Source organism: Bradyrhizobium sp. HKCCYLRH3059, assembly GCF_051168035.1.
Classification (GTDB): Bacteria; Pseudomonadota; Alphaproteobacteria; order Rhizobiales; family Xanthobacteraceae; genus Bradyrhizobium.
The window spans coordinates 336,049-358,846 of record NZ_JBNPUF010000007.1 but is presented as its reverse complement, the minus strand read 5'-3'; the positions used below and the strand labels follow the sequence as shown (position 1 = coordinate 358,846).

Here is a 22,798-nt window from a genome sequence, read left to right as displayed (position 1 = left end):
AGGTGCACTTGATCACATGTCGCACAAATCCTTCGTCCGGCTCTGCCTGCTGCCCCTGGCGGCCGTCACCGCGGCATTCTTCCTGTTGCCGATGGCGAGGCTGCTCGCGACCGGCGCCGAGGGACCGCACGGTCTGACCGAATATCTCGCGATCATTCTCGAGCCGCGCTACCGCACGACACTCCTCAACACGCTGGCGCTGGCGGCGGCCACCACGATCGCGACCCTGGTCATTGCGACGATCGCCGGCCTGTTTCTGCAGCGCCACAGGTTTCCGGGCCGCGCGATCCTGGTTGCGATCCTGACGTTTCCGCTCGCTTTTCCGGGCGTTGTGGTCGGCTTCATGATCATCCTTCTGGCTGGCCGTCAGGGGCTGATCGGCGAGGTCTCGTCCCGGCTCACCGGCGACAAGCTCGTATTCGCCTATTCGATCTACGGGCTGTTCCTCGGCTATCTCTATTTCTCGATTCCGCGGGTGATCCTCACGATCATGGCTGCCGCGCAGAAGCTGGACCCGGGGCTGGAGGAGGCCGCGCGCTCGCTCGGCGCAAGCCCCTGGGCCGTGCTGCGCGACGTGATTCTGCCGGCACTGACCCCGGCGCTGATCGCATCCGGCGCAATCGCGTTCGCGACCGCGATGGGCGCGTTCGGAACGGCATTCACCTTGGCCACGAACATCGACGTGTTGCCGATGCTGATCTACACGGAGTTCACGCTGGCCGGAAACCTGGCCACGTCGGCGGCGCTCTCGGTCGGCCTTGGCCTGATGACCTGGCTGATGCTCGCATTGGCGCGCTCCTTCGCCGGCAGCTCGGTGGCAGCGGCAGGGTAGGCACGTGCGCGACAGAGCCATCTTCATCCTTCAACTGCTGTTCACACTGCTGGTCGCCGCCTTCCTGGCCGTGCCGGCCGGCCTTTCGATCGCCGCGGGCGTGACCGTCAACTACTTCCGCGGCATTCAATCCGGCGTGACGCTGCAGTGGGTGGCCGAGGTCTGGGAGCTCTACGCGGGCACGATCATGGCATCGATCCTGATCGCGCTGGGCACGCTGGCGGTCGCGCTCGTGGTCGGTGTTCCCGCTGCCTATGCGCTGTACGTTCGCGGCGGACGGCTGGCGCGGCTGGTCGAGGAAATCATCACCTTGCCGCTCGCGATTCCCGGGCTCGCCATCGCGCTTGCGCTGTTGCTCACCTATGGCGGGGCGGGAAGCTTCCGCCGCTCATGGCTGTTCATCCTCGCCGGCCATGTGATCTTTACGATGCCATTCATGGTGCGGTCCGTCATGGCGGTGTTCTCGACGATCGACGTGAAGTCGCTCGACGAAGGTGCCGCATCGGTCGGAGCCGCGCCATGGCGCCGCTTCATCGACGTCATCGTTCCCAACGCCGCGCCCGGCATCCTGGCGGGCAGCCTCATGGTGGTGACACTATCTCTCGGAGAGTTCAACCTGACCTGGATGTTGCATACGCCGCTGACCAAGACATTGCCGGTCGGCCTCGCCGACAGCTACGCATCGATGCGGCTCGAGGTCGCGTCCGCCTACACGCTGATCTTCTTCGTCATGATCATCCCGCTGCTGGTGGCCATGCAATGGATCGGCGAGAGAGGAAGCCTGAGGTGAGCACGATGACCCGGCATGGAGCCGCCCTCAAGGTGGAGAATTGCGGCAAGACCTTTGCTGACGGGACCTGCGCGCTCGCGCGCGCCACGCTCGACATCGCGCAGAGCGAGACGCTGGTGCTGTTGGGGCCGTCCGGCTGCGGCAAGACCACGCTGCTGCGGATCGTGGCCGGGCTCGAAACACCCGATGCGGGCGGGCGCGTGCTGTTCGGCGGCAAGGATCTGACGAGGCAGCCGATCGAGAAGCGCAACGTCGGCATGGTGTTTCAATCCTACGCGCTGTTCCCCAACATGACCGTCGCGGACAATATCGGCTACGGGCTCAAGATCCGCGGCGTGCCCAAGCCGGAGCGCGCCTCGCGGGTCGCGGAGCTGGTCACGCTGACCAACCTCGCCGGCCTCGAAGATCGGCGAATCGATCAGCTCTCGGGCGGCCAGCGCCAGCGCGTCGCGCTGGCGCGCGCGGTCGCGATACGGCCGAGCGTGCTGCTGCTCGACGAGCCGCTCACCGCGCTCGATGCGGCCTTGCGAGAGCGCCTGCGCGGCGAGCTCAACGGCTTGTTGCGCACGCTCGGCATCACGGCGATCTACGTCACGCATGACCAGGCCGAAGCCATGGAGCTCGGCGACCGCATCGTCGTGATGCGCAAGGGCGCCATCGCCCAGATCGGGACGCCGCGCGAAATCTATTTCTCGCCCGCCGATCGATTCGTCGCGGAGTTCGTCGGCGCGGCCAACATCATCGAGGCGCCGATCGACGGCGCCCAGCTCGTTCTGCCGGGAGGTCGGCAGCCGATCGCCGATCCCGGTCCACGTAACCTGGCGGTGGCGATGGTTCGGCCGGAAACGATCGGGATCGTCGACGCCGCGGCATCGAGTCTGACTGGCGTCGTCGACAGCGTCCGCTTTGTCGGCGACCGGCAGCGGATCATCGTCCGCGACGCCGCCTCAATTGCACTGACCGTGGACGCGCCGAATTCGATCAGGGTCGCTGCGGGAGAGCGGATCGGCCTATGGATTGCCCCGGACTCCATTCGGCTGTTGCCGGAGAAAGGCTGATCTGCTGATGACCAAGAGCCCCGTCGTCATCGCCCAGATATCCGACCTGCACATCAAGGCGCCCGGCCGGCTCGCCTACCGCCGCGTCAATACGGCGCGCGCGCTGGCCCGTTGCATCACGGAGCTCAACCGGTTCGAGCCGAAATTCGATCTGGTGGTGATCTCGGGCGATCTCGTCGATACGCCGTCGTCGGCCGAGTACGATCATCTCAAGGATCTTCTCGCCGAGCTCGAAACTCCATTCGTCGCCGTGCCCGGCAATCACGATTCACGCGAGCTGATGCGCGCGGCGTTTCCGGACGCTCTGCATGGTCAACCCACCGGTCCGCTGAACCGGTGCGTGGAGTTGGCCGATCTCGATCTGCTTCTGCTCGATTCCAGCGTGCCCGGCCATCCGCATGGCGAGCTCGATGAAGCGAGTCTGCAATGGCTCGACGCCGCGCTGGCCGGATCCAGCGAAAGGCCGGCCCTGCTGTTTCTGCACCACCCGCCGTTCGCCACTGGCATCTGGCACATGGACCGGCAGAACCTGCGCAACGCCGACGATCTCGCGGCCGTCCTCACGCGCCATCCGCGGGTGCAACTGATCGGGTGCGGTCACGTTCATCGCGCGACGCTGACCCGGTTTGCGGGCATCCCCTGCACGATCTGCCCGGCACCGAACCATGCCGTCGCGCTCGACCTGGCCGAGCTTCGCCCGCCATCCTTCCGGATCGAGCCACCGGCCTTTCACCTACATGCCTGGTTTCCGGGACCGGGATTTGGAACGGTCGTCACGCATCAGGTGCCGATCGGGGATTTCGACGGGCCGCATCCGTTCTTCAATCAGGACGGCACGCTCATCGACTGAGGGCGCAAGAACGAAGCGAGGCGGCGGGGTCTGGTCTAGCTCTCGACCTCGAACGTCACGCGCTCCGCCGCGAAGCGCGAGCGCTTGCTGACCAGCGGCGTCCCATCGGCATCGATGTCGGTGCTGTCGACCACCAGCACCGGACGGCCCAGCGCGAGGTCGAGCCGTGCGGCGTCGCTCGCGTCGGCGATGGCCGCCGTGATCCTGGTCGCGCCGCGGCGATAGTCGCGAATGCCGTAATGCGCAAGCAGCGCCGTCATCGAGCGGAGCGATGCGAAGATGTGGCCGGCCTCGGGAAATCGCTCGGACGACAGCCAGGACGTGCTGACGCAGATGGGGGTCTTGTCGGCAAGACGCAGTGCCTCGATTCGGACCAGCGGCGCCCCCGTCTTCAGTCGGAGCGCGTGCGCGAGTTCGCGCGTCGCCGACTCTTCGGACGCTGCGATCAACTGTCCGCGCGGCTCGCGCCCGCCGGCGCCCACGATCTCGGAGAACCTGGTTCGCGATCTCAGGGGATATGACAGACGAGGCGCTTCGACATAAGTGCCGCTGCCGCGCTCGGCGCGCACGAGGCCGCGCTCGGCCAAGGTCGCGAGCGCGCGACGCACCGTATGACGGTTGACGCGGTAGGTTTCGGCGATCTCGGTCTCGCCGGGCAGGCGGGTGCCGGCCGCGAAGCGGCCGTCGGCGATGTCGCGCTCGATGCCGTCGGCCACCCGGCGCCACAGTGCCACGCCCGAGTCAGCGCCCTGCATGCTCATCTGCGGTTCTCCGCTGCGCGACCTGAAAATCACGCCCATGTCATCAAACAGTCATGGCGCTTCGTTACGAAGTTGTCTATTAACATAGACAACTTCGCGATAGCAAGTTCGGGGTGAAGATGGAAGGCGAGACCGCGATGCAGGACCGGCGCAGGACGGCGATGCGGGTATTGGCGCATGCCTCGCATGCGGACATCCGCGCCAGGCTCGACGGACTGGCGCTGCCTGAGTATCGCGACCTGCGTCCGGCGGAGAATGGTCTCGTGATGCTGCGGGGCCGGATCGGCGGTGATGGCGCGCCGTTCAATGTCGGCGAAGCGACGGTGTCGCGCGCCGCGGTACGGCTGGAGAGCGGCGAGGTCGGGTTCGGCTATGTGCTCGGACGAGACGCCGGCAAGGCGCGTCTGATGGCGCTGTGTGACGCGATGATCCAGTCGTCGAGCCATGCGCGATCGATCGAGACTCAGGTGGTCGCGCCGCTGCAGGAGCAGATGCGCGCATCGCGGGAGCATCGAGCGGAGGAGGCTGCGGCCACGCGTGTCGATTTCTACACCATGGTGCGAGGAGAGGGCTGATGGGTCTCGCGGCATCCGATCTGCAACACGGTTTCGCCGACAATGTTCTGTCCGCGCAATCCACCTTCCGTACCGTCATGGAGGCCATGGCGCGTCCGGGCAATGTGCGGCAGGTCGAGGGCAATGTCGGCCGGCCGTCGTCGTTGATGCCTGGTGCTGCCGCGATCGCGTTGACCTTGTTCGATCACGATACGCCGATCTGGCTCGATGCGCCGCTCGCCGGCACGCCCGAGGTCGGCGCCTGGCTCAAGTTTCACACCGGGGCGCCGATCGTCGCCGATGCCGCGCTCGCCTGCTTTGCGGTGGCGGCGGACCCCGAAGCGCTGCCTGATCTGGATTCATTCGCGCTCGGCAGTGCTGAATACCCTGATCGCTCGACGACGCTGATCCTGCAGGTGCCGAGCTTGTCCGGAGGGCCGGCGTTCAAGCTGCGCGGTCCAGGCATCGACGGGACGACATCGTTCCGTGCAACGGTCGCGCCCGCCGATCTGTTCGAGCGGCTGTCGATCAATGAGAAGCTGTTTCCGCGTGGTGTCGATGTGGTGCTGGTCGATGGCTCGTCCATCGTCGCCATCCCGCGAACGACCCGACTCGTTTCCGCAGGAGAGTGAGGCATGTATGTTGCCGTCAAGGGTGGCGAGCGCGCCATCGAGAACGCGCACCGGCTGCTGGCGCATGAACGCCGGGGTGATCGCGATGTGCCCGAACTTTCGCTGGCGCAGATCTCCGAGCAGTTGGGGCTTGCCGTCGATCGCGTGATGGCCGAGGGCTCGCTGTACGACCGCGAGCTCGCGTCGCTCGCAATCAAGCAGGCACGCGGTGATCTGATCGAGGCGATCTTCCTGGTGCGTGCCTTCCGCGCGACCCTGCCGCGCTTCGGTGCGACCGAGCCGGTCGACACCGGTGCGATGCGGGTGCAGCGGCGCGTCTCGTCGACCTTCAAGGACATTCCGGGCGGCCAGGTGCTCGGGCCGACCTTCGACTATACGCATCGGCTGCTCGATCCGCAGTTGGCGGCCGCCGCCGAGCCGGAGCCGCCGGCCCGTGCCGAGGCGCCGAATGCGCCGACGCCACGTGTCACCGATATTCTCGGCCAGGACGGGCTGATCGAGCCGTCGCCGCAAGCCGATGTTGGCGCGCCGGTCGGCGATCTCACCCGCGATCCCCTAGGCTTTCCCGCCGATCGTGATCTGCGGTTGCAGAATCTCGCACGCGGTGATGAGGGCTTTCTGCTCGCGCTCGGCTACTCGACCCAGCGCGGCTACGGCCGCAACCATCCCTTTGCCGGCGAAATCCGCTTCGGCGAAGTCGAGGTCGAGTTCGTGGCCGAGGAGGTCGGGTTCGCGGTGCCGCTCGGATCGATCGAGCTGACCGAATGCCAGATGGTGAACCAGTTCAAGGGGTCGGCCACCGAGCCGCCGTGCTTCACGCGCGGTTACGGTCTCGCCTTCGGCCAGAGCGAGCGCAAGACGATGTCGATGGCGCTGGTCGACCGCGCCTTGCGGGCGCGTGAGCTGGGTGAGGATGTGATTGCGCCGGCGCAGGATGAGGAGTTCGTGATGTCGCACTCCGACAACGTGCAGGCGACCGGGTTCGTCGAGCATCTGAAGCTGCCGCATTATGTCGACTTCCAGTCCGAGCTCGGCCTGCTGCGCAAGCTGCGCCAGGAGTTCGCCGAGGCCAATGCCGCTCCCGAATTGAAGGAGGCTGCGGAATGAACGCGCCGACCTACAATTTCGCCTATCTCGACGAGCAGACCAAGCGGATGATCCGTCGCGCGATCCTGAAGGCGATCGCGATTCCCGGCTATCAGGTGCCGTTCGCGAGCCGCGAGATGCCGATGCCCTATGGCTGGGGCACCGGCGGCGTACAGGTCACCGCCGCCATTCTCGGTCCCGACGACGTGCTCAAGGTCATCGACCAGGGCTCGGACGATACGACCAATGCGATCTCGATCCGCAAGTTCTTCGCCAAGACCGCGGGCGTTGCGACCACGACGTCGACGGAAGAGGCGAGCGTGATCCAGACCCGGCATCGCATTCCCGAGGCGCCGCTTCACGAGGGGCAGGTGCTGGTCTATCAGGTGCCGATCCCGGAGCCGCTGCGCTTTCTCGAGCCGCGCGAGACCGAGACCCGCCGCATGCATGCGCTGGCCGAATATGGCCTGATGCACGTCAAGCTCTATGAGGACATCGCACGCTTCGGCCACATCGCGACGTCCTACGCCTATCCGGTCAAGGTCAATGCGCGCTACGTGATGGATCCGTCGCCGACGCCGAAGTTCGACAATCCCAAGATGGACAATTGCCCGGCGCTGCAATTGTTCGGTGCGGGACGCGAGAAGCGAATCTATGCCATTCCGCCCTATACGCCGGTCGTCTCGCTGGATTTCGAGGACCATCCGTTCACGCGCTACAAGTTCGATGCACCCTGCGCGCTGTGCGGCGCGGAGGATTCCTACCTGGACGAGATCGTGACCGACGACAAGGGCAGCCGCATGTTCGTCTGCTCCGACACCGATTACTGCGAGGGCCGCCAGGCGTCCGGACATCGTGGCGAGCAGAGCGCCGCCCCGCACAAGGAGAGCGCCCATGGCTGAGATGATCAGCGCATCCGATCAGCCGCTGCTCGTCGCGGAAGGGCTTGCGAAGAGCTACGGCCGGATGGCAGCCTGCCGCGACGTCTCCTTCGTGCTCTATCCCGGCGAGGTGCTCGCCATCGTCGGCGAGTCCGGCTCGGGCAAATCGACACTCTTGCAGATGCTGTCGGCGCAACTGGCGCCGACGTTGGGCCGCGTGTCCTATCGGATGCGGGACGGGGTGCTGCGCGATCTTGCCGGCCTTGGCGAGGTGGAGCGCCGTTTTCTGTTCCGCACCGATTGGGGCTATGTCCATCAGGACCCGACGCAAGGCCTGCGCATGGCGGTCTCCGCCGGCGCCAATGTCGGCGAGCGGCTGATGGCGGTCGGCTGGAATCACTACGGTCAGATCAGGCAGACCGCCTCGTCCTGGCTCGCGCGCGTGGAGATCGACGTTGCCCGCATCGACGATGCGCCGCGGACCTATTCCGGCGGCATGCGGCAGCGGCTGCAGATCGCGCGCAATCTCGTGACCGAGCCCAGGCTCGTGTTCATGGATGAGCCGACCGGAGGACTCGACGTGTCCGTGCAGGCGCGCCTGCTCGATCTGATGCGCAGCCTCGTCAACGAGCTCGGCCTCGCCGCCATCGTCGTGACCCACGATCTGGCCGTGGCGCGGTTGCTGTCTCATCGTGTGATGGTCATGAAGGAGGGGCGGGTGATCGAGACCGGCCTCACCGACCAGGTGCTCGACGATCCGCGCGAGCCTTACACGCAGCTACTCGTATCCTCGATCCTGCCGCCATGATGCAATGAGCCCAATGCGATGACCGTGATGATCGATGTCGAAAGTGCAGAGAAGACCTTCACCATGCATCTGCAGGGCGGCATATCGCTGCCCGTGGTGCGCGGCGTGTCGTTCCAGGTCAAGGCCGGCGAATGCGTCGTGTTGTCGGGACCGTCGGGTGCCGGCAAGTCGTCGATCCTGAAGATGATCTTCGGCAACTACCGTTGCGATGGCGGACGCATCGGCGTCCGGCACCTCGGCGAGATGACCGATCTCGCCGGCGCCGAGCCGCGCCTTGTCCTCCATGCGAGGCGGCAGACCATCGGTTATGTCAGTCAGTTCCTGCGCGCGGTGCCGCGTGTCCCTGCGCTCGATGTCGTTGCCGAGCCGCTGCTCGCGGCCGGCCTGCCGCGCGACGATGCGAGGGTGCGGGCGGGAGGACTGCTGCGGCGGCTGAACATTCCCGAGCGGCTGTGGTCGCTGCCGCCATCGACCTTCTCGGGCGGCGAGCAGCAGCGGGTCAACATCGCTCGCGGCTTCATCTCCGACGTCCCGGTGCTGCTGCTCGATGAGCCGACCGCGTCGCTCGATGCGGCGAACCGTGCGGTCGTGGTCGACCTGATTGCGGCGAAGAAGAAGGACGGGGTGGCGATGCTCGCGATCGTGCATGATGACGATATCCGTGCGCAGATTGCGGATCGTACGGTCGACGTCACGACATTCGCTGCGGCGGCATGAGGTACACATTGCAGATGAGCGCGAACATGTCCGATATCGTGATAGGCAATGCCAGGCTGGTCCTCGCCGACCGGGTCGTCGAGCAGGGCTGGGTGGCGATCGCCGGAGGCCTGATCGCGGAACTGGGCGAGGGGGCGGCGCCGGCCGGCAGCCTGGATGCCGGCGGCGACCTGCTGATGCCCGGGCTGGTCGAACTGCACACCGATCACCTCGAGGCGCATTTCGTGCCCCGCCCCAAGGTCTATTGGGATCCCGTTGCTGCGGTCATTTCCTATGACGGGCAACTTGCGACCGCGGGCATCACGACGGTGCTGGATTCGCTGCGGGTGTGGAGCGAGGAGGGCGCCGAGGGCGTCGACGGCCAGGCCAATGTGCTCGCGGAAGCGATCGCGACGGCGCGCGACGGCGGGCTGCTGCGGTCCGATCACTTCCTGCATCTGCGCTGCGAGGTGCCGATGCCGACCGTGGTCGAGGAGGCGCGGCAACTGGCGGGGCGTCCGGATGTGCGGCTGATGTCGCTGATGGATCATACGCCCGGGCAGCGCCAGTTTCGCGACGAAGGCAAGCTGCGCGACTACTATCGCGGCAAGAGCGGCGGCAAGACCGATGCGGAGCTCGACGTGATGTTCGCACGCCGCTTCGCCTATCAGCAGGCCTATGCGGCGCCGAACATGCGCGACATCGTTGCACTGGCGAAGACCCATGACGTGCCCCTGGCCAGTCACGATGACACGACGGAGGAGAACGTCGCCGATGCAATCAAGGACGGCATCGCCGTCGCGGAGTTTCCAACCACGATGGAAGCCGCGCGGGGCCTTCACCAGGCGGGCATCAGCATTCTGATGGGCGCTCCGAACGTGGTGCGCGGCGGGTCTCACTCCGGCAATATCGCCGCCGTGGACCTGGCGCACGAGGGCCTGCTCGACATTCTGTCGTCGGACTACGTCCCGTCGAGCCTGCTGATGGGCGCGCTGCAATTGCCGCAGCGGGTGCCGTCCATCGGTCTTGCGGCGGCCGTCCGCACCGTCACCAAGGCCCCTGCGGACGCCGTCGGCCTGCATGATCGCGGCGAGATCGCGGTGGGCAAGCGTGCGGACCTGATCCGCGTCCATGTCGCGGGCCAGTTGTCGGTCGTGCGCAGCGTCTGGCGGGAAGGACAGCGGGTGGCATGAGCGAAACCGAGGTTGCATCGGCGAAGACGCCCGCGAAGCTCGGTCCCGGCCGCCTGATCCTGGTGGTCGGGCCGAGCGGCGCGGGCAAGGACACCTTGCTCAATGTGGCGCGCCGCGAATGCGCTGGCGACGACCGGATCGTTTTTCCGCGGCGGATCGTCACGCGCGAGGCCTCGGCTTTCGAGGATAATCTCGAGATGAGCGCGTCCGCTTTTCGTGAGGCGCTCAGCGCCGGTGAGTTCGCGCTGCATTGGGAGGCCCACGGACACGACTACGGCGTGCCGCGCGCGATCAAGAATGACATCCTGGCCGGCCGCATCGTGGTCGTGAACGTCTCGCGAACGATCATTCCCGCCGCGCGGCGGGACTATGCCGACGTCGTCGTCATCGCCATCACTGCGCCGGCGGATGTTCTCGCCGAACGGCTCGGCAAGCGGCACCGCCCGAGTGACGGCGATATCGGTGAGCGTCTTCACCGGGCGGTGAGCGAGGACGCCGCAGCGGACGTCACGATCGTCAATGTCGGCGATCCCGAGCCGCACGGTCACAGGCTGGCGAACATCATCAAGCGACCGATCGACGCAGAACCGATCGGATCCGAGGGAGGAAGCGGCCATGTCGATCATCACCACGATTGAGCAGCTCGAGGCGATCTATGGCGAGACGGGGCTGGCATCGACGGCGAAGGTGGCTGATCGCGTGACGCCGCACTACCGGATCATGATCGAGAAGTCGCCTTTCGTGGCGCTGGCGACGTGTGGTCCCGAAGGTCTCGACTGTTCGCCGCGCGGCGATCTTCCCGGCTTCATCCGCATCCATGACGACAAGACGCTGATGATGCCGGATCGCCGCGGCAACAATCGCGTGGATTCCTTGCGCAACGTCGTGCGCGATCCGCGGATCGCACTGCTGTTCCTGATTCCGGGATCGGGCAACACGCTGCGTGTGAACGGGCACGGTCACCTGTCGACCGCTCCCGATCTGTTGGAGTCGTTCCGGATGGAAGGCAAGCTGCCGCGCTCCGTCCTGGTCATGACGGTGGGAGAGATCTACTTCCAATGTGCGCGCGCGATCGTTCGTGCCGATCTCTGGAACCCGGACAAGCGGGTCGACCCGCAGCAACTGCCTACGCCGGGACAGATCCTTGCGGCGATGACGGCCAACGACATCGACGGCGCGGCGTACGATCGCGAGTGGCCCGAGCGTGCGCGGAAATCGATGTGGTGAATTCGGAGCGCGGCTCTTCAAAAAAGGGGAGGCCGCGCTCCTAAAGATCAGGCTGCGACATCGAGCAGGCGTGAGGATCCCCTGACGAGCGCCTTGCGGCCGGCCATTGTGAGTGTTGCCGCGCCATTGTCGATGGAGGCGAGTCCAAATGCAGTGAGCTCGTCGACAATCATGCCGTTCAGCCTGCGGCGTTCACGCGCGGGAATGCGAAGCGCCTTCAGCGTCTCCCATTGGTCCGGCGTGAGTTCGTGTTCGAATTCCGCGTTCATGCTGCCTCGAATGTTGACGTCCGGCACTCGTCTTAGAAAGTCCGCGTGACGAAGATGCGACCTTCATGCATCCGTACTGATACGGTCCACGTCATTACGCTCGAACCCGCCCGCGATTAATTCAAATTTGAATGATCGCGAATGTGGTGCTGCATTGCAGCTCGCCGTGTTGGTAGCGGTGAACGATCGTCCGTCGTTAACAGATAATTAAGCGATGTGGGCAGCGCACAACGGTAACGCCGCTGTCACATCGGTGTGTCAAACGGCGCCATCGTCCTGCTCGAATCGGCCGGCGCATGTTTGAAGCGAAACACGTTGAATGGCTGACCTGACCGACGTTCCGCCGCTGCGATCGAACCGCAGAATCTGGTTGCGCAGTCTGGGCGGACTGGCCTTGAGCCTCTCGATTGCAGCTGCGGCCGTGTATGTCCTGGCACGCGCCGTCAAGAAGCTCGACCTTGCTCATGTTCTGTCGATCGTCGAGGCCACGGACCTTCATCTGATCGCGATGGCGCTGGCGTTCATCGTCCTCTCCTACGCCAGCCTCACGCTCTACGACCTGTTCGCGTTGCGGACGATCGGCCGCCGGGACATTCCCTATCGCGCCGCCGCGCTCGGCAGCTTCACGAGCTACCCGATCGCGCACGGCATCGGTGCGGTCGCGCTGGTCTCGCCACTGGTGCGATATCGGATCTACGCGCCGTACCGGCTCGGTGCGATCGACATTGCCAATATCAGCTTCCTGACCGGCCTGACCTTCTGGCTCGGAAATCTCACCGCGCTCGGCCTGAGCTTGATGATCGATCCGGATGCCTTCGGATGGATGGAATATTGGCCGCCGGCGATCAACCGTCTCGTTGCCGCGGCACTGCTTTGCGCCGTTGCCGCCTTCGTCGTGTGGAGCTGGCCCGGGCGGCGAAGTGCGCGCTGGCCCGTTCGACTGCCGTCCGGGCCCGCCGTGCTGCTGCAGATCGTGGTCGGCCTGTTCGAGCTCAGCGCCGCGGCGCTGGCAATGTACGTCCTCATGCCGCCGGAACTCGGCATCGACCTCGCGCGGCTGATGGCGGTCTTCATTGCCGCGACCTTGCTTGGATTTGCCAGCCATGCCCCAGCCGGCATCGGCCTGTTCGACGCAACGATCCTGCTGGGCCTGGGCGGCGTTGACCAGGAGCGCCTGCTGGCGGCGCTGCTGATCTTCCGCGCGCTCTATCACCTGTTGCCGTTTGTGCTCGCCCTGGTCGTGTTCGGCAGCGTCGAGCTGTCGCGCTCCTGCCGGAGGTCGTCGATGGTGTCAGACCGGCGAGTTCAGCTTCAACCCGATCATGCCGGTGATGATCAGCGTGAGGCAGATCAGCCGTGTCGGGTCCGCCGGCTCGCTGTAGAGGATCATACCGGCGAGGATGCTCCCGGCCGCGCCGATCCCGGTCCATACCGCATAGGCGGTGCCAAACGGCAGTGAGCGCAGCGCGAGCGACATCATCGCGAAGCTGAGCAGAATGGCGATCACGGTGGCGACGCTGGGCCAGAAGCGCGTCAGGCCGTCGGAATGCTTCAGGCCAAGCGCCCAGATGATCTCGAGAGCTCCGGCCGCGAACAGAGCTAGCCAGCCGTTCATGAGGGCCGCGCGCCCAACGGTGTAACATCGCCCACAGATCCGAGGCGGGCCTCGCGAAGCCGCGGATCGCCTGCACCGAGCAGTCCGGCCATTTCGTCATCTCCGCGCCGGTCGAACCTGCCGTCCATCTGCATGGTTTGCGCGACGCGCATATGACAAGCTGGGCGCGCGTCGGGTCTATCTCTCCTCCATCATCGTGAATACGAATCCTGTCAGCGTTGCGCCGACAGCAAAGGACAGCGTCAATACACCGACGAAGATCACGAGCGTCGCGTGCGGATCGACACTGTGGGCGATCAGGGTCGAGATGCCGAACGCATCCAGTTGGGTCAGCCCGAAGGCGAAGCCGAGCCCCATGGCGATGCCCATCAAGGTGTGGCAGGCCAGCTCGATCAGCATGGCCGGATTGACTACTGCGCTGCGTCGTTTGGGCGGCATGGGCTCGGACTCCACGCTATGGCCGATGAACGCTGGAACGGTGAACGTTGTTCCTGTGCCGGCTGGCAAAGCCGATTGCCAAACCGAGCCGACAGCGGCTACGGATGACCGAGGTTCGGTCGCGGAAAAACAAAGCTCGAACGGCCCGCAAGGGGGGCCGGCGCGCGGCCGAGCGGCGCAGCGTCGCGCGATCCGACAGGGAGGATAACCCATGACGAACGCCATTCGTTTCCACAAGACCGGCGGTCCCGAGGTTCTCGCTTGGGAGCAGATCGAGGTCGGCAAGCCCGGCCCCGGCGAGGCGCGTATCCGCCACACGGCGGTCGGGCTCAACTTCATCGACATCTACAATCGTTCCGGGCTCTATCCGGTCCAGCTTCCGAGCGGACTGGGCAGCGAGGGCGCGGGTGTGATCGAGGAACTGGGCGAAGGGGTGACGGACCTGAAGGTGGGCGACCGGGTCGCCTACGGCTCGTCGCCGCTCGGCGCCTATTCAGAGGCGCGGCTGATGCCGGCCGCGCTGCTGTTGAAACTGCCCGACGAGATCGACGACAAGACCGCCGCTGCCATGATGCTCAAGGGCCTGACCGCCCAGTACCTGATCCGGCAGACCTACCGCGTCAAGGCGGGCGAGACCATCCTGCTGCATGCCGCCGCCGGCGGCGTCGGCCTCATCCTCAGCCAGTGGGCCAAGCATCTCGGCGTTCACGTCATCGGCACCGTATCCAGCGATGACAAGGCGCAGCTGGCCAAGGCCCACGGCTGCGAGCACACCATCATCTATACGCGGGAGGACTTCGTCGCGCGCGTCGGCGAGATCACCGGCGGCAAGAAGGTGCCCGTGGTCTATGATTCCGTCGGCAAGGACACGTTCCTGAAATCGCTCGATTGCCTCGCGCCGCTCGGCTACGCCGTGCTGTTCGGCCAGTCCTCCGGCACGGTCGATCCGCTCAATCTCGGGCTGCTCGCCCAGAAGGGCTCGCTGTTCGTGACCCGGCCGACGCTGTTCACCTACGCCGCCAAGCGCGAGAGCCTGGTCGCGATGGCCAACGAGCTGTTCGACGTGGTCAAATCTGGCGCGGTGAAGATCGAGGTCAACCAGACCTATCCGCTCAAGGAGGCGGCCCGGGCTCACGCCGATCTCGCGGCACGCAAGACGACCGGCTCGACGGTCTTTCTGGTCTGATCTGGCGCGTCCTCCGGTCGCGAGATCCCGATAGGGCCGGCGCAGCCGGGTCAAACCCGCTCGTGCTTGCGCAGGTCGCGGAGGTGATCGGACCGGGCGGCCTGCAGGTCGGCGTCCCGCCCATCGATCTCGGGCAGGGCGGCTTCGGACATGATGTCGGCCGTGACGTCGGCAACCGACCGGTCGACGATCTCGTGGATGAAGCTGACGTTCGAATATTCCCCCGACGCGATGCGCGCAACGACGTCGCGCCGGGTCATCTCAGGATCGACCACGGCCTCGCGTCCGCGCCGGCCGTAGTCGATCATCACGACGAAATACTGCATGGAGCGCCGGTTCGCCTTCGGCTGACTGTGATCGCTCCATTATTTCTTTAAATCAGAATTTTGTCAAGACTGATTCGGTCCACCCTCGTCTCACCGACTCCATCCCCAGCCTGCGCGGCCGCGACCACGCCGGTATCAGCGCAGAGATAGTCCAGGCGATGTGACGTGGCGTGCGGAAGCATGTTCCCGCACGCCATGAGGACCGCGTCATCGCCCATCACTGCACGTTGAACGTCGCGCCGGGACATTCGGTGGTCACGCTGATCGGGATCGCCTGCGCCGCCGCCGCGGTCGGCTTCGGCTTCGCAACCACCTTCCAGCGGCCGGGCTTGTTCAGCCAATATCTGTGCCTCGATGTCGCAATGCGGCGCTCGGTATAGGTCGTGCCCTTCCAGATCAAAGGGCCCTTCGGCTTCGGTGCCGCGACCTCATGCCACGGTCCGAACTCGCCGAAGTCCATGAACCACAGATGCCATTCGAGCTTCTGATATTCATGATGGGACGCGACCACCTCGACGATGGGGCGACCGTTCAGCCACGACACCTCGTCCTCGAGTGGCTTGATCTGCTGGCAACGGGTATGCAACGGCTCCTGAACGCGAAGCAGATCGTCTCGCTGGCTTTGCGTGAGCATCGCCGAGGTGACGGGCAGTCCCACGTTCGGATCATCGGCCGGATATGAGCAGATCGGCACCGTCGGCGGCCCCTGGCCCGTCCAGGGATTGTTGCTGCAATAGACGCGCCTCGTCACCGACGAAATGCCGGTGGTCGCCGTTTCCTCCGCCTTTCCGGTTTCCCGGTCCCAGACACCGCTGAACGTCGTCTTTTGATTCGGCGGACAGGCCACGGTCTTGTGGGCCGTCCACCAGTGCGAAACCTCGAATTCATAGTACGAGTAGCGCGGCTCTGGATACAGCACGGCTCTGACGCTGGTCAGCGCGTGGTGCGCTTCGCACGCCGTTCCATAGGTATCCAGCCAGCACACGAGGTGGAAGTTTTCGTTCGGCCAGCATCCCGCACGCGCCGACGACGTAAAGCCGAGTGCGGCGATCACCAAGGTAAAGGCAAGAAGATATCTCCGCATGGCGTTTCCCATGATGGCGTTTCCCCCATGTCCTGCCTGTGCAGCCACAGGTTGAAGATGAGTTTGCTCCGGCGCGGCGCCTGGTCGTTGATCGGGATCAATCCGCTTGCGCGACGCCGTCAACGCCGGCCGGACGTCGGCGATGACGCGATGGCACAGCGGGTCCGCTCGCTGGCGGCCCGTGGATCGTCGGGGCGGGTCACCGCTTGGAGCCGAGATAGCGGAAGACCAGCCTGTCCCACCGCCGCCTCCGAATGCCGACTGCTACGTCCATCGCGATGAGCTGCGGGTCGAGGACTGATCCGGGCGCCGGGCGCGGCTGGTGGCAAGGCGTCACGCCCGTCGGGCGAATCAGGGTCGATGCGCCCGCACGATGGTCCGTTCATGGCCTTCGATCGCCTGCAGACGACGTGTGCGGAAACGCTTGTTTTGGGCGAGGCTTCAACGCATTGCCCCGGTCTGGCCCGCCGGGCCGAAAGATTCTTCTTTCTCTTTTTCAGAATTCATGATTGTCTACGCGCATCCCGCCTCATGGAGAGGGGCGTATCGCGGTCGTCACGACACGTGGAGGCGGGGAGTGATGGGCGAGCCGGTTTGCAGCGTGGTCATTCGCGCCGACGAACAACACCGGCTCGTACGGTCAAGTCGCGTGGTCCTGATACCCCGATGCCGGTATCAAGCCTGCGCCGGCGCTGACAGCGCCGCGTGGGTGACGGTGACCAACAAGCCCGGCGCACCGGGGAGAACGCGAAGCAGCCGTGAAAACCATCGCGCAGGGAGGGCCGGATCGTTCCGGCTGGACCTGTGGTACCTGCCGCCTGCGTTTTTTGAGCAGGCGGGCCACGGGCCTCAGTCGAGGTCCGGCCTTCCCTGCACCCTCTCGTTTGAAGAGGGTGAGACCACTGTATCACTCGGACGCCTGGGCGCCGCGAGGCTAAGGACGCACATCCCCATATGTCGCTCAGAATTGTTGATCACGACGGCGCCACAGGCGCGGGGCCTACCCTCCCTTGGAGGCGGGATGCAGGGAGAACGCCGCGGCGTTCCCCCTGCATCCGGCGTCGAGTCTTACTTGTTCGCCGCGCGGGCGCGCGACTTGGCGGCCGCCTTGGCGCGGATCCGCGAGATCTGGCCGCGTGGCAGGGTGACGAAGATCTCGCCGATCCAGTCCAGCTTGACCCCCACGATCGGCTTGGCGTTGAAGCTCTTCAGATTGACCACGGACGGCGATTTGCCGCGTTCAATCGTCTTCAGGTAGCGCTCGCCGGACTTGAGGCGTACCACCGCCTCCTCGCCGTAGAAGCTCGACAGCGGGTGCCGCTGCTCGCGGTAGACCACGATCACGTCGCCATTCTCGTATTTCGGCAGCATCGAATCGCCCGTGACCTCGAAGGCGATGGTCTCCTCGGAGATCGGGAAGGGCAGGGCGACCTCGCCGAGGCCCTCGACGGGCACCTGCTCGTAATCCGGCTCGATCACCGAGCCGGCGCCGACCCGCCCCATGATGGGGACGGAATTGAGCTCCAGATATTCCGTGATGAGCGGAATCTCGGCCGCCTTGATCAGGCGCTGGCCGCCGAGGATCTCGGAGACCGCGCCCGGCCGCACGCCCATGGCGCGGGCCAACCCTCCTTTCGTCTTTCCCGGCTTCTCGAGTGCACGCTCGATCATGGCAACGTCCAACATGGCTTTGACCTCTTTTGCGAATCTCGGAAGGGATTATATGTTTCGAATAATCAGAACTCAAGCTTGACTTTTTCTTCGGAATATCGGAAGATTTGGCCGTCGGGTGAGCCGGCGGATCCGGCGGCCCCGACCCAGAAGGAAGAGGCGAGAATGCAATCCACAGATTGGCCAGACCAGCATTCCAAGATGCTGTGCGAGCTTCATGCCCAGGGGCGGTCCTATGCCGAGATCGCGCGCGCCCTCAATGCGCAGTTCGGAACCGCCTATACGCGGAACGCGACGCTTGGCCGCGGCAAGCGGATCGGGCTGGCCGCGCCGGGCGGGCCGAAAGCCGCGCGATCCGCGCCCCGGTCGATGTCCGCGGCGCCCCGAACCGGACGGCGAGGCGCCGACGCGGCGGTGCGGCCGATGCCGTCCCCGGCGAAGCCCGCCGCGGCCGTCAAGCTGCGTTGCGTCGGCATCAGCCCGCGCCTGCTGTCCCTGGACCAGCTCGAGCGCAACGATTGCCGCTACCCCTATGGCGGTGACCGGGACGACGATCCCATCACCTTTTGTGGTCATCCGCGCCAGCCCGGCTCCTGCTACTGCACGCCGCACTACCATCTCACGCGGCTTCCGCCCGAGGAGGCCGCCGTGCGCTCCGCCGGCCCTTTGATCCTGCGGCTGGTTGCCGCCGCGTAGAGCGCGGCAAACCCGACCCGAACCGACCCCATCCATTTTCCGGAGACGAGACATGGTGCGCCCCAGACGCAGCAAGCCCCATCGCATGTCCAAGACCCACGACCGGAGAGCTCACGACCTGCCGCGAAATGCAGACGTGATTCCCGTGGAGATCGACGATCCGCTGGCGCTCGAGCCCGGCGATAAGATCGTCGCGTTGCGATCGGTCCGCAGCGACCCGCTCGGCCGGCTGCACGCGCACAAGCAGCTGGATGACGCCCAATACCGGGCCGGACGGGCGTTCCAGAACGATTGGGAGCGGGCCGAGCGAGGCCCGCAGGCGGTCGATCCCTCGCGCGAGCACGTTGACGGCGCCCGCGGGCGTGAGCCGGTCACCGAAGGCCAGAGGCAGGCGGTGCTGCGGCTCAACCGCGCCGAGCGCGAGCTCGGCGCCGACGGCGCGGCGATCACCCATGACGTCCTGGTGCACGGCCTGACCATGGAGCAGGTCGGACACAAGCGGGGGCTCGCCAGCCAGCGCTGGAATGATTATTTTGCCCGGCGCTTCAAGGAGTGCCTGGACCGGCTGGCCGTGGTCTACGGGTTGTCCACCGACAGGGTCTCCAGGAAATGCGATGGGGCCGTGCGATCGGGCCATCGGGGCGAGAGCTAACGGCCGGTACGACCGGCACTCGTTCCGTCGTCGACGGGTACGAGCGCCGGTCGGACAATCGTTTTCCCTCAGGGATGCGGCGTCACGACATAAGTGGTGCTGTAGGGCTCGACGCGCAGCGAGGCATGCGACAGCAGACCGATCTTGGCCGAAGGTGCCATCTGCAGCTCGCCGTTCGGGCCGCGATGAACGTTGTACTGCCAGGCTGAGAGGTCGCCTTTCTGCGCCAGTGCGCGCGCAACGGCGCTGGCATCGCTGCCGCCGATCGTCGCCAGCTCGTCGCTATTGAGACCGATGACGATCTCGTCCTTGACGGTCACCACCTTGAACAGCGAGGTCGCGCTGTCACCGGCGCTCGCCATCGAAGCGGTGAGCGCCAGCGTGGCGACGGCGCTGAAGAATGGGCGTGTCAGTCTGGAAGGCATGAGGACTCCTGTTGCCGACGGCATGATGGACGGCGTCGGCGTGCAGCCATTGGTTCCCGACGGGGGGCCGTCGGTTCGAAGAAATCGATGCGGCGGTGGGCTGAACCAGGGGGCGTGACGTCGCGTCTAAGCACGATTGCGGGATGCGTACGTGCCGCCGGACGGCCGGGTTGGTCCTGAGTTGACACAGGTCAAGCTGCACGCCCGGGCATGTCGTATTTGGGAACGAGTGAAGTGAAGGGTGATGCCATGTTCAGCGGGAAATATCGATCTCCTTCGGCCGGTGGAAAAATCGCGATTGCGGCCGTCGCGGCCATCGCCGCGGTGGCGAGCGCGCCGGCGCCAGCCCATGCGGGGGCGGCGGGTCCGGCCAACAAGTCGGCGGTCGCGACGGCGACATCCGGCGATTTGACCGATCTCAGCGCTCGTCGGCGCTATCGCCGCGTCTACAGGGGCAATCCGGCCGCCGGCTTGGCCATCATGGGTGCAATGATCGGCACCATCGGCGCAATCGCCGCGCATCAGCACGACGACTATTATTACTATGGGCCCGGCTATTATCCCGGACCCGGCTATTACGGGCCGCCAAGGGTGTACTACGCACCGCGGCCATATTATGTTCGTCCGTACTACGGGCCGCCCGGTTACTACTACAGTCCGTACTGACGTGACGCGGCGCTCCGTCCATGTTGTGGTGTCGGCTCAGAAGCCGCCGGCGCTGAAACGGAGCGGCTGCACGACGTCGTACGCCGCCTTGCTGATCGGGACCGCGTAGTCGACGGTAAGCGGTCCGAACGGTGATGCCCAGGTCATGCCGACGCCGACCGAGGAGCGCAGCACGTTCCTGTTCGCCACTTGGGCATTCTGGGTCGGGCCGCGATAGCCGAACACGGTTCCGGCGTCGACGAAGGCCGATGCACGCAGGCCGTATTCCTGCGGCAATCCGGGAATGTTGCCCTGCAGCTCCGCCGTGGTCGCCCAAAACAGGCTGCCGCCGACATTGTCCATCGTCGATCCTGGCGTCAGATCGCGCGGCCCAAAGCCGCCCGGCGCGAAGCCGCGCACCATGGTGGGACCGCCGAAGAAGCTGTTGAGCAGCGGCGCCTGCTGGCCGCCCCATCCGGTGATATAGCCGCCTTGCGCGCGCACCATGCCGGTCAGGTCGCTGTTGATCGACCGATAATAGCGGACGTCGCCCGTGGTCCGTAAGAAGCGAACGTCGCCGCCGAGACCGGCGAGATCCTGCGTCAACTGCGAACGAATGCCGCTGGTCGGCACCTTGTTGTTGTCGAGCGAGCTGTAGGTGACGGTATTGCCGAGCGAGGACACCGTCTGCCGTCCGGCTGCGACCGCCTGGCGAACCGGCAGGGACACCGCCGCCGGCGAGATTCCCGGCGCGAGCACCACCCTTTGGTCGTAGAGCGAATAGCGCCACAGCATGGCAGTCTGCTCGCTGACCGGCATGCCCAGGGTGAGGGCACCGCCATAGGTGTTGCTGCCGAACGATTGGAATGTGCTGACCATGCTCTGTCGCGCGAACAGCTCCATGCCGGGTGTCGTTCGACCGAGGGCGTAGGGCGAGGTGAAGGACAGGCTGGCGCCTCGCGCGAACTGGCCGTAGGTGAAAGTGGCCTGCGCAGTGTTGCCGGTGCCGAGTACGTTGCGGTCACCGATCTTCACCTCGGCGAGCAATCCGTCCGTGGACGAATAGCCGCCCGAGACGTTGAAGTCCCCGGTCGCCTGATCGACTGCCTCGACATCCAGCACCACGCGATCCCTGGCCGAGCCCGGCCGCGTCGAGATCTTGACGGTCTTGAAGTAGTTGAGGTTGCGCAGGCGACGTTCGGCGCGGTCGATCAGCGTCCGGTTGTAGGCGTCGCCCTCGCTGACGTCGAACTCGCGTCGAATCACGTCGTCATGCGTGCGCGTGTTGCCGTGGATCTCGATGCGCTCGACATAGCTGCGCCGTCCCTGCTCGATCTGGAAGGTGACGTCGGCCTGCCGATCCTGCGCATGCCGATTGATCCTGGGCTCGACCTGCGCAAACGGAAAGCCGAGCTTGCCAAGTTCGGCCGTCAGGACGTCCGAGGTCTTGTCGATCTTGCTCTGGTCGAAGGTGTCGCCCTGCTGCGTCAGCAACAATGTGCGCAGGCGGTCGCAGGCCAGCCCCTGCACGTTGCAGGAGACGTCGACTGCGGCGAATTTATAGAGGCCGCCTTCCTCGATCGCAAAGGTGAGGTTGTAGCCGCCATTTGCCGCGTCATAGTCGACGCTCACGTTCGTGACCTCGGCATCGGCGTAGCCGTGGTCACGGTAATATCGCCGCAGCAGCTCGCGGTCCTCGTTGACACGATCTGCGTCGTAGACGTTGCCCCCGGTCACGAAGCTCAGCACGTTGGTGGCCGAGGTCTTGATCACCGCGTGCAATTGTCGGGCGCCATAGGCGCGGTTGCCTGTGAAGTTGATCGCCCTGACCGGCGTCTTCCTGCCTTCGGTGATGGTGAAGACGAGATCGACGCGGTCGTTTCCGCGATCGATGATCTCCGGGACGACGCGGACGTCGTCGCGTCCCGCACGATGATACGCCTGGATGATGCGGGCGACGTCGCCCTGGACAGTTGCGCGTTGCAGGCCGGCTCGCGGCTTTGATAGCACCGCGCCCGTGAGCTCCGCGTCCTTCACCTTCTTGTTACCTTCGAAGGCGACGCGATCGAGCACTTTTGCTTCCGAGACGCGGACCACGGTCCGTCCGTCGGCGCGGCTGATCTTCACGTCGTCGAACAGTCCGCTCGCAACCAGCGCCTTCAAGCCGGCGTCGAGCGCGGCGGCGTCGTAGCGCCCGTTGGCGTCAGCGCGAAAATAGGATCGCACGGTGTCGGCATCGACGCGCCGATTGCCCTGTACTGCAAGGGCTTCGCCCGCCACCGCCGGCGGCGCGGACGTCAGCACCGACAGCGTCGCAACGATCAATGCGACGTGTCGCGATCTGCTGTCTCCGCGGTGACGGCTGTTTTGGGTCAACATGCGCGCGTCTGCCTGCTCGTCATGCCGGGATGCAAGAGCCGGTG

At 65.5% G+C, this 22,798-nt stretch carries 26 protein-coding genes; 17 read left to right on the top strand and 9 right to left on the bottom strand.

Translation table 11 applies throughout. From position 1 onward, the window contains the following. The first annotated feature begins 16 nt into the window (after window positions 1–16). From ACQR13_RS23290 to ACQR13_RS23275, 4 genes are read left to right on the top strand one after another with little or no spacing between them, the layout of a single operon-like run. Entirely contained in the window at window positions 17–832 is an 816-nt protein-coding gene (locus tag ACQR13_RS23290) for an ABC transporter permease (RefSeq protein ID WP_315752876.1), read from the top strand. Between the two features lie 4 nt (window positions 833–836). Continuing rightward, complete coding sequence (locus tag ACQR13_RS23285; protein ID WP_315752877.1) at window positions 837–1,622, top strand: ABC transporter permease; 786 nt, start codon at window positions 837–839, stop codon at window positions 1,620–1,622. A gap of 5 nt (window positions 1,623–1,627) precedes the next feature. Next, window positions 1,628–2,680, top strand: coding sequence for an ABC transporter ATP-binding protein (locus ACQR13_RS23280; protein ID WP_315752878.1), 1,053 nt, complete (start codon window positions 1,628–1,630; stop codon window positions 2,678–2,680). 7 nt (window positions 2,681–2,687) lie between these two features. Beyond that, window positions 2,688–3,530: a phosphodiesterase gene (locus tag ACQR13_RS23275; protein WP_315752879.1), complete on the top strand. Its 843-nt coding sequence runs from the start codon at window positions 2,688–2,690 to the stop codon at window positions 3,528–3,530. Window positions 3,531–3,565: 35 nt separating this feature from the next. Here ACQR13_RS23275 and phnF read toward each other — a convergent pair whose 3' ends face one another. Next, a complete protein-coding gene (gene phnF / locus ACQR13_RS23270; RefSeq protein ID WP_315752880.1) occupies window positions 3,566–4,291 on the bottom strand; it encodes a phosphonate metabolism transcriptional regulator PhnF in 726 nt (241 codons plus the stop codon). Window positions 4,292–4,410: 119 nt separating this feature from the next. Between phnF and phnG the strand changes: the two genes are divergently transcribed. Genes phnG through ACQR13_RS23225 form a run of 9 tightly spaced genes read left to right on the top strand, consistent with a single transcriptional unit; the run spans window position 4,411 to window position 11,368 of the window. Further along, the gene (gene phnG, locus ACQR13_RS23265) at window positions 4,411–4,866 is read left to right on the top strand and encodes a phosphonate C-P lyase system protein PhnG (protein ID WP_315713029.1); all 456 of its coding nucleotides are present in this window, start codon (window positions 4,411–4,413) and stop codon (window positions 4,864–4,866) included. Then, window positions 4,866–5,477, top strand: coding sequence for a phosphonate C-P lyase system protein PhnH (gene phnH, locus ACQR13_RS23260; protein WP_315752881.1), 612 nt, complete (start codon window positions 4,866–4,868; stop codon window positions 5,475–5,477). The genes phnG and phnH overlap by 1 nt, the downstream gene beginning before the upstream one ends. A 3-nt stretch (window positions 5,478–5,480) precedes the next feature. Then, entirely contained in the window at window positions 5,481–6,584 is a 1,104-nt protein-coding gene (locus ACQR13_RS23255; protein ID WP_316192888.1) for a carbon-phosphorus lyase complex subunit PhnI, read from the top strand. Then, window positions 6,581–7,465, top strand: a complete 885-nt coding sequence (locus ACQR13_RS23250; protein WP_315752883.1) for an alpha-D-ribose 1-methylphosphonate 5-phosphate C-P-lyase PhnJ — start codon at window positions 6,581–6,583, stop codon at window positions 7,463–7,465. The genes ACQR13_RS23255 and ACQR13_RS23250 overlap by 4 nt, the downstream gene beginning before the upstream one ends. After that, window positions 7,458–8,252 carry a phosphonate C-P lyase system protein PhnK gene (phnK, locus tag ACQR13_RS23245; RefSeq protein WP_434863276.1) on the top strand — a complete coding sequence of 265 codons (795 nt, stop codon included), beginning with the start codon at window positions 7,458–7,460 and terminating at the stop codon, window positions 8,250–8,252. The genes ACQR13_RS23250 and phnK overlap by 8 nt, the downstream gene beginning before the upstream one ends. An 18-nt stretch (window positions 8,253–8,270) precedes the next feature. Further along, window positions 8,271–8,969 (top strand): phosphonate C-P lyase system protein PhnL, encoded by a 699-nt coding sequence (phnL, locus tag ACQR13_RS23240; protein WP_315752885.1) that lies wholly within the window; start codon window positions 8,271–8,273, stop codon window positions 8,967–8,969. Between the two features lie 14 nt (window positions 8,970–8,983). Beyond that, a complete protein-coding gene (locus ACQR13_RS23235) occupies window positions 8,984–10,141 on the top strand; it encodes an alpha-D-ribose 1-methylphosphonate 5-triphosphate diphosphatase (protein ID WP_315752886.1) in 1,158 nt (385 codons plus the stop codon). Beyond that, entirely contained in the window at window positions 10,138–10,779 is a 642-nt protein-coding gene (gene phnN, locus ACQR13_RS23230) for a phosphonate metabolism protein/1,5-bisphosphokinase (PRPP-forming) PhnN (RefSeq protein WP_315752887.1), read from the top strand. The genes ACQR13_RS23235 and phnN overlap by 4 nt, the downstream gene beginning before the upstream one ends. Continuing rightward, window positions 10,757–11,368 (top strand): pyridoxamine 5'-phosphate oxidase family protein, encoded by a 612-nt coding sequence (locus ACQR13_RS23225; protein ID WP_315752888.1) that lies wholly within the window; start codon window positions 10,757–10,759, stop codon window positions 11,366–11,368. The genes phnN and ACQR13_RS23225 overlap by 23 nt, the downstream gene beginning before the upstream one ends. Window positions 11,369–11,415: 47 nt before the next feature. Here ACQR13_RS23225 and ACQR13_RS23220 read toward each other — a convergent pair whose 3' ends face one another. From ACQR13_RS23220 to ACQR13_RS23210, 3 genes are all read right to left on the bottom strand, one after another. Then, on the bottom strand, window positions 11,416–11,637 hold the full coding sequence (locus ACQR13_RS23220; RefSeq protein ID WP_315752889.1) for a hypothetical protein: 222 nt from the start codon (window positions 11,635–11,637) through the stop codon (window positions 11,416–11,418). A gap of 1,291 nt (window positions 11,638–12,928) precedes the next feature. Next, window positions 12,929–13,252 carry a DMT family transporter gene (locus ACQR13_RS23215; protein ID WP_315713012.1) on the bottom strand — a complete coding sequence of 108 codons (324 nt, stop codon included), beginning with the start codon at window positions 13,250–13,252 and terminating at the stop codon, window positions 12,929–12,931. 177 nt (window positions 13,253–13,429) lie between these two features. After that, complete coding sequence (locus tag ACQR13_RS23210; protein ID WP_315825146.1) at window positions 13,430–13,690, bottom strand: hypothetical protein; 261 nt, start codon at window positions 13,688–13,690, stop codon at window positions 13,430–13,432. 211 nt (window positions 13,691–13,901) lie between these two features. Between ACQR13_RS23210 and ACQR13_RS23205 the strand changes: the two genes are divergently transcribed. Then, window positions 13,902–14,876: a quinone oxidoreductase family protein gene (locus ACQR13_RS23205; RefSeq protein WP_315752890.1), complete on the top strand. Its 975-nt coding sequence runs from the start codon at window positions 13,902–13,904 to the stop codon at window positions 14,874–14,876. Between the two features lie 50 nt (window positions 14,877–14,926). Here ACQR13_RS23205 and ACQR13_RS23200 read toward each other — a convergent pair whose 3' ends face one another. From ACQR13_RS23200 to ACQR13_RS23190, 3 genes are all read right to left on the bottom strand, one after another. Next, complete coding sequence (locus ACQR13_RS23200; protein ID WP_315713008.1) at window positions 14,927–15,202, bottom strand: hypothetical protein; 276 nt, start codon at window positions 15,200–15,202, stop codon at window positions 14,927–14,929. Window positions 15,203–15,419: 217 nt separating this feature from the next. Then, entirely contained in the window at window positions 15,420–16,409 is a 990-nt protein-coding gene (locus ACQR13_RS23195) for a hypothetical protein (protein ID WP_316192889.1), read from the bottom strand. Between the two features lie 945 nt (window positions 16,410–17,354). Continuing rightward, window positions 17,355–17,972, bottom strand: a complete 618-nt coding sequence (locus ACQR13_RS23190; RefSeq protein WP_315713004.1) for a LexA family transcriptional regulator — start codon at window positions 17,970–17,972, stop codon at window positions 17,355–17,357. 150 nt (window positions 17,973–18,122) lie between these two features. Between ACQR13_RS23190 and ACQR13_RS23185 the strand changes: the two genes are divergently transcribed. Together ACQR13_RS23185 and ACQR13_RS23180 are read left to right on the top strand one after the other, a co-directional pair. Then, window positions 18,123–18,653: a GcrA family cell cycle regulator gene (locus ACQR13_RS23185; RefSeq protein WP_315825144.1), complete on the top strand. Its 531-nt coding sequence runs from the start codon at window positions 18,123–18,125 to the stop codon at window positions 18,651–18,653. A 52-nt stretch (window positions 18,654–18,705) separates the two neighbouring features. Beyond that, window positions 18,706–19,305 (top strand): DUF6456 domain-containing protein, encoded by a 600-nt coding sequence (locus ACQR13_RS23180; RefSeq protein ID WP_315825143.1) that lies wholly within the window; start codon window positions 18,706–18,708, stop codon window positions 19,303–19,305. A 68-nt stretch (window positions 19,306–19,373) separates the two neighbouring features. On the opposite strand, the gene ACQR13_RS23175 is transcribed toward ACQR13_RS23180, so the two are convergent. After that, window positions 19,374–19,730 (bottom strand): hypothetical protein, encoded by a 357-nt coding sequence (locus ACQR13_RS23175; RefSeq protein ID WP_315825142.1) that lies wholly within the window; start codon window positions 19,728–19,730, stop codon window positions 19,374–19,376. 249 nt (window positions 19,731–19,979) lie between these two features. Between ACQR13_RS23175 and ACQR13_RS23170 the strand changes: the two genes are divergently transcribed. Then, a complete protein-coding gene (locus tag ACQR13_RS23170) occupies window positions 19,980–20,396 on the top strand; it encodes a hypothetical protein (protein WP_316192890.1) in 417 nt (138 codons plus the stop codon). A gap of 36 nt (window positions 20,397–20,432) precedes the next feature. On the opposite strand, the gene bamA is transcribed toward ACQR13_RS23170, so the two are convergent. Next, window positions 20,433–22,754: an outer membrane protein assembly factor BamA gene (gene bamA, locus ACQR13_RS23165; protein ID WP_434863275.1), complete on the bottom strand. Its 2,322-nt coding sequence runs from the start codon at window positions 22,752–22,754 to the stop codon at window positions 20,433–20,435. Between the last annotated feature and the right edge of the window lie 44 nt (window positions 22,755–22,798).

Coding starts and splice junctions, on each gene's coding strand:
- ACQR13_RS23250 (WP_315752883.1), top strand. CDS start 6,581: ATGAACGCGCCGACCTACAATTTCGCCTATCTCGACGAGCAGACCAAG.
- ACQR13_RS23200 (WP_315713008.1), bottom strand. CDS start 15,202: ATGCAGTATTTCGTCGTGATGATCGACTACGGCCGGCGCGGACGCGAG.
- ACQR13_RS23290 (WP_315752876.1), top strand. CDS start 17: ATGTCGCACAAATCCTTCGTCCGGCTCTGCCTGCTGCCCCTGGCGGCC.
- ACQR13_RS23190 (WP_315713004.1), bottom strand. CDS start 17,972: ATGTTGGACGTTGCCATGATCGAGCGTGCACTCGAGAAGCCGGGAAAG.
- ACQR13_RS23235 (WP_315752886.1), top strand. CDS start 8,984: ATGAGCGCGAACATGTCCGATATCGTGATAGGCAATGCCAGGCTGGTC.
- phnL (WP_315752885.1), top strand. CDS start 8,271: ATGACCGTGATGATCGATGTCGAAAGTGCAGAGAAGACCTTCACCATG.
- phnG (WP_315713029.1), top strand. CDS start 4,411: ATGGAAGGCGAGACCGCGATGCAGGACCGGCGCAGGACGGCGATGCGG.
- ACQR13_RS23280 (WP_315752878.1), top strand. CDS start 1,628: ATGACCCGGCATGGAGCCGCCCTCAAGGTGGAGAATTGCGGCAAGACC.
- phnK (WP_434863276.1), top strand. CDS start 7,458: ATGGCTGAGATGATCAGCGCATCCGATCAGCCGCTGCTCGTCGCGGAA.
- ACQR13_RS23205 (WP_315752890.1), top strand. CDS start 13,902: ATGACGAACGCCATTCGTTTCCACAAGACCGGCGGTCCCGAGGTTCTC.
- ACQR13_RS23180 (WP_315825143.1), top strand. CDS start 18,706: ATGGTGCGCCCCAGACGCAGCAAGCCCCATCGCATGTCCAAGACCCAC.
- bamA (WP_434863275.1), bottom strand. CDS start 22,754: ATGTTGACCCAAAACAGCCGTCACCGCGGAGACAGCAGATCGCGACAC.
- ACQR13_RS23275 (WP_315752879.1), top strand. CDS start 2,688: ATGACCAAGAGCCCCGTCGTCATCGCCCAGATATCCGACCTGCACATC.
- ACQR13_RS23220 (WP_315752889.1), bottom strand. CDS start 11,637: ATGAACGCGGAATTCGAACACGAACTCACGCCGGACCAATGGGAGACG.
- phnF (WP_315752880.1), bottom strand. CDS start 4,291: ATGAGCATGCAGGGCGCTGACTCGGGCGTGGCACTGTGGCGCCGGGTG.
- ACQR13_RS23225 (WP_315752888.1), top strand. CDS start 10,757: ATGTCGATCATCACCACGATTGAGCAGCTCGAGGCGATCTATGGCGAG.
- ACQR13_RS23175 (WP_315825142.1), bottom strand. CDS start 19,730: ATGCCTTCCAGACTGACACGCCCATTCTTCAGCGCCGTCGCCACGCTG.
- ACQR13_RS23210 (WP_315825146.1), bottom strand. CDS start 13,690: ATGCCGCCCAAACGACGCAGCGCAGTAGTCAATCCGGCCATGCTGATC.
- ACQR13_RS23215 (WP_315713012.1), bottom strand. CDS start 13,252: ATGAACGGCTGGCTAGCTCTGTTCGCGGCCGGAGCTCTCGAGATCATC.
- ACQR13_RS23255 (WP_316192888.1), top strand. CDS start 5,481: ATGTATGTTGCCGTCAAGGGTGGCGAGCGCGCCATCGAGAACGCGCAC.
- ACQR13_RS23185 (WP_315825144.1), top strand. CDS start 18,123: ATGCAATCCACAGATTGGCCAGACCAGCATTCCAAGATGCTGTGCGAG.
- phnN (WP_315752887.1), top strand. CDS start 10,138: ATGAGCGAAACCGAGGTTGCATCGGCGAAGACGCCCGCGAAGCTCGGT.
- phnH (WP_315752881.1), top strand. CDS start 4,866: ATGGGTCTCGCGGCATCCGATCTGCAACACGGTTTCGCCGACAATGTT.
- ACQR13_RS23170 (WP_316192890.1), top strand. CDS start 19,980: ATGTTCAGCGGGAAATATCGATCTCCTTCGGCCGGTGGAAAAATCGCG.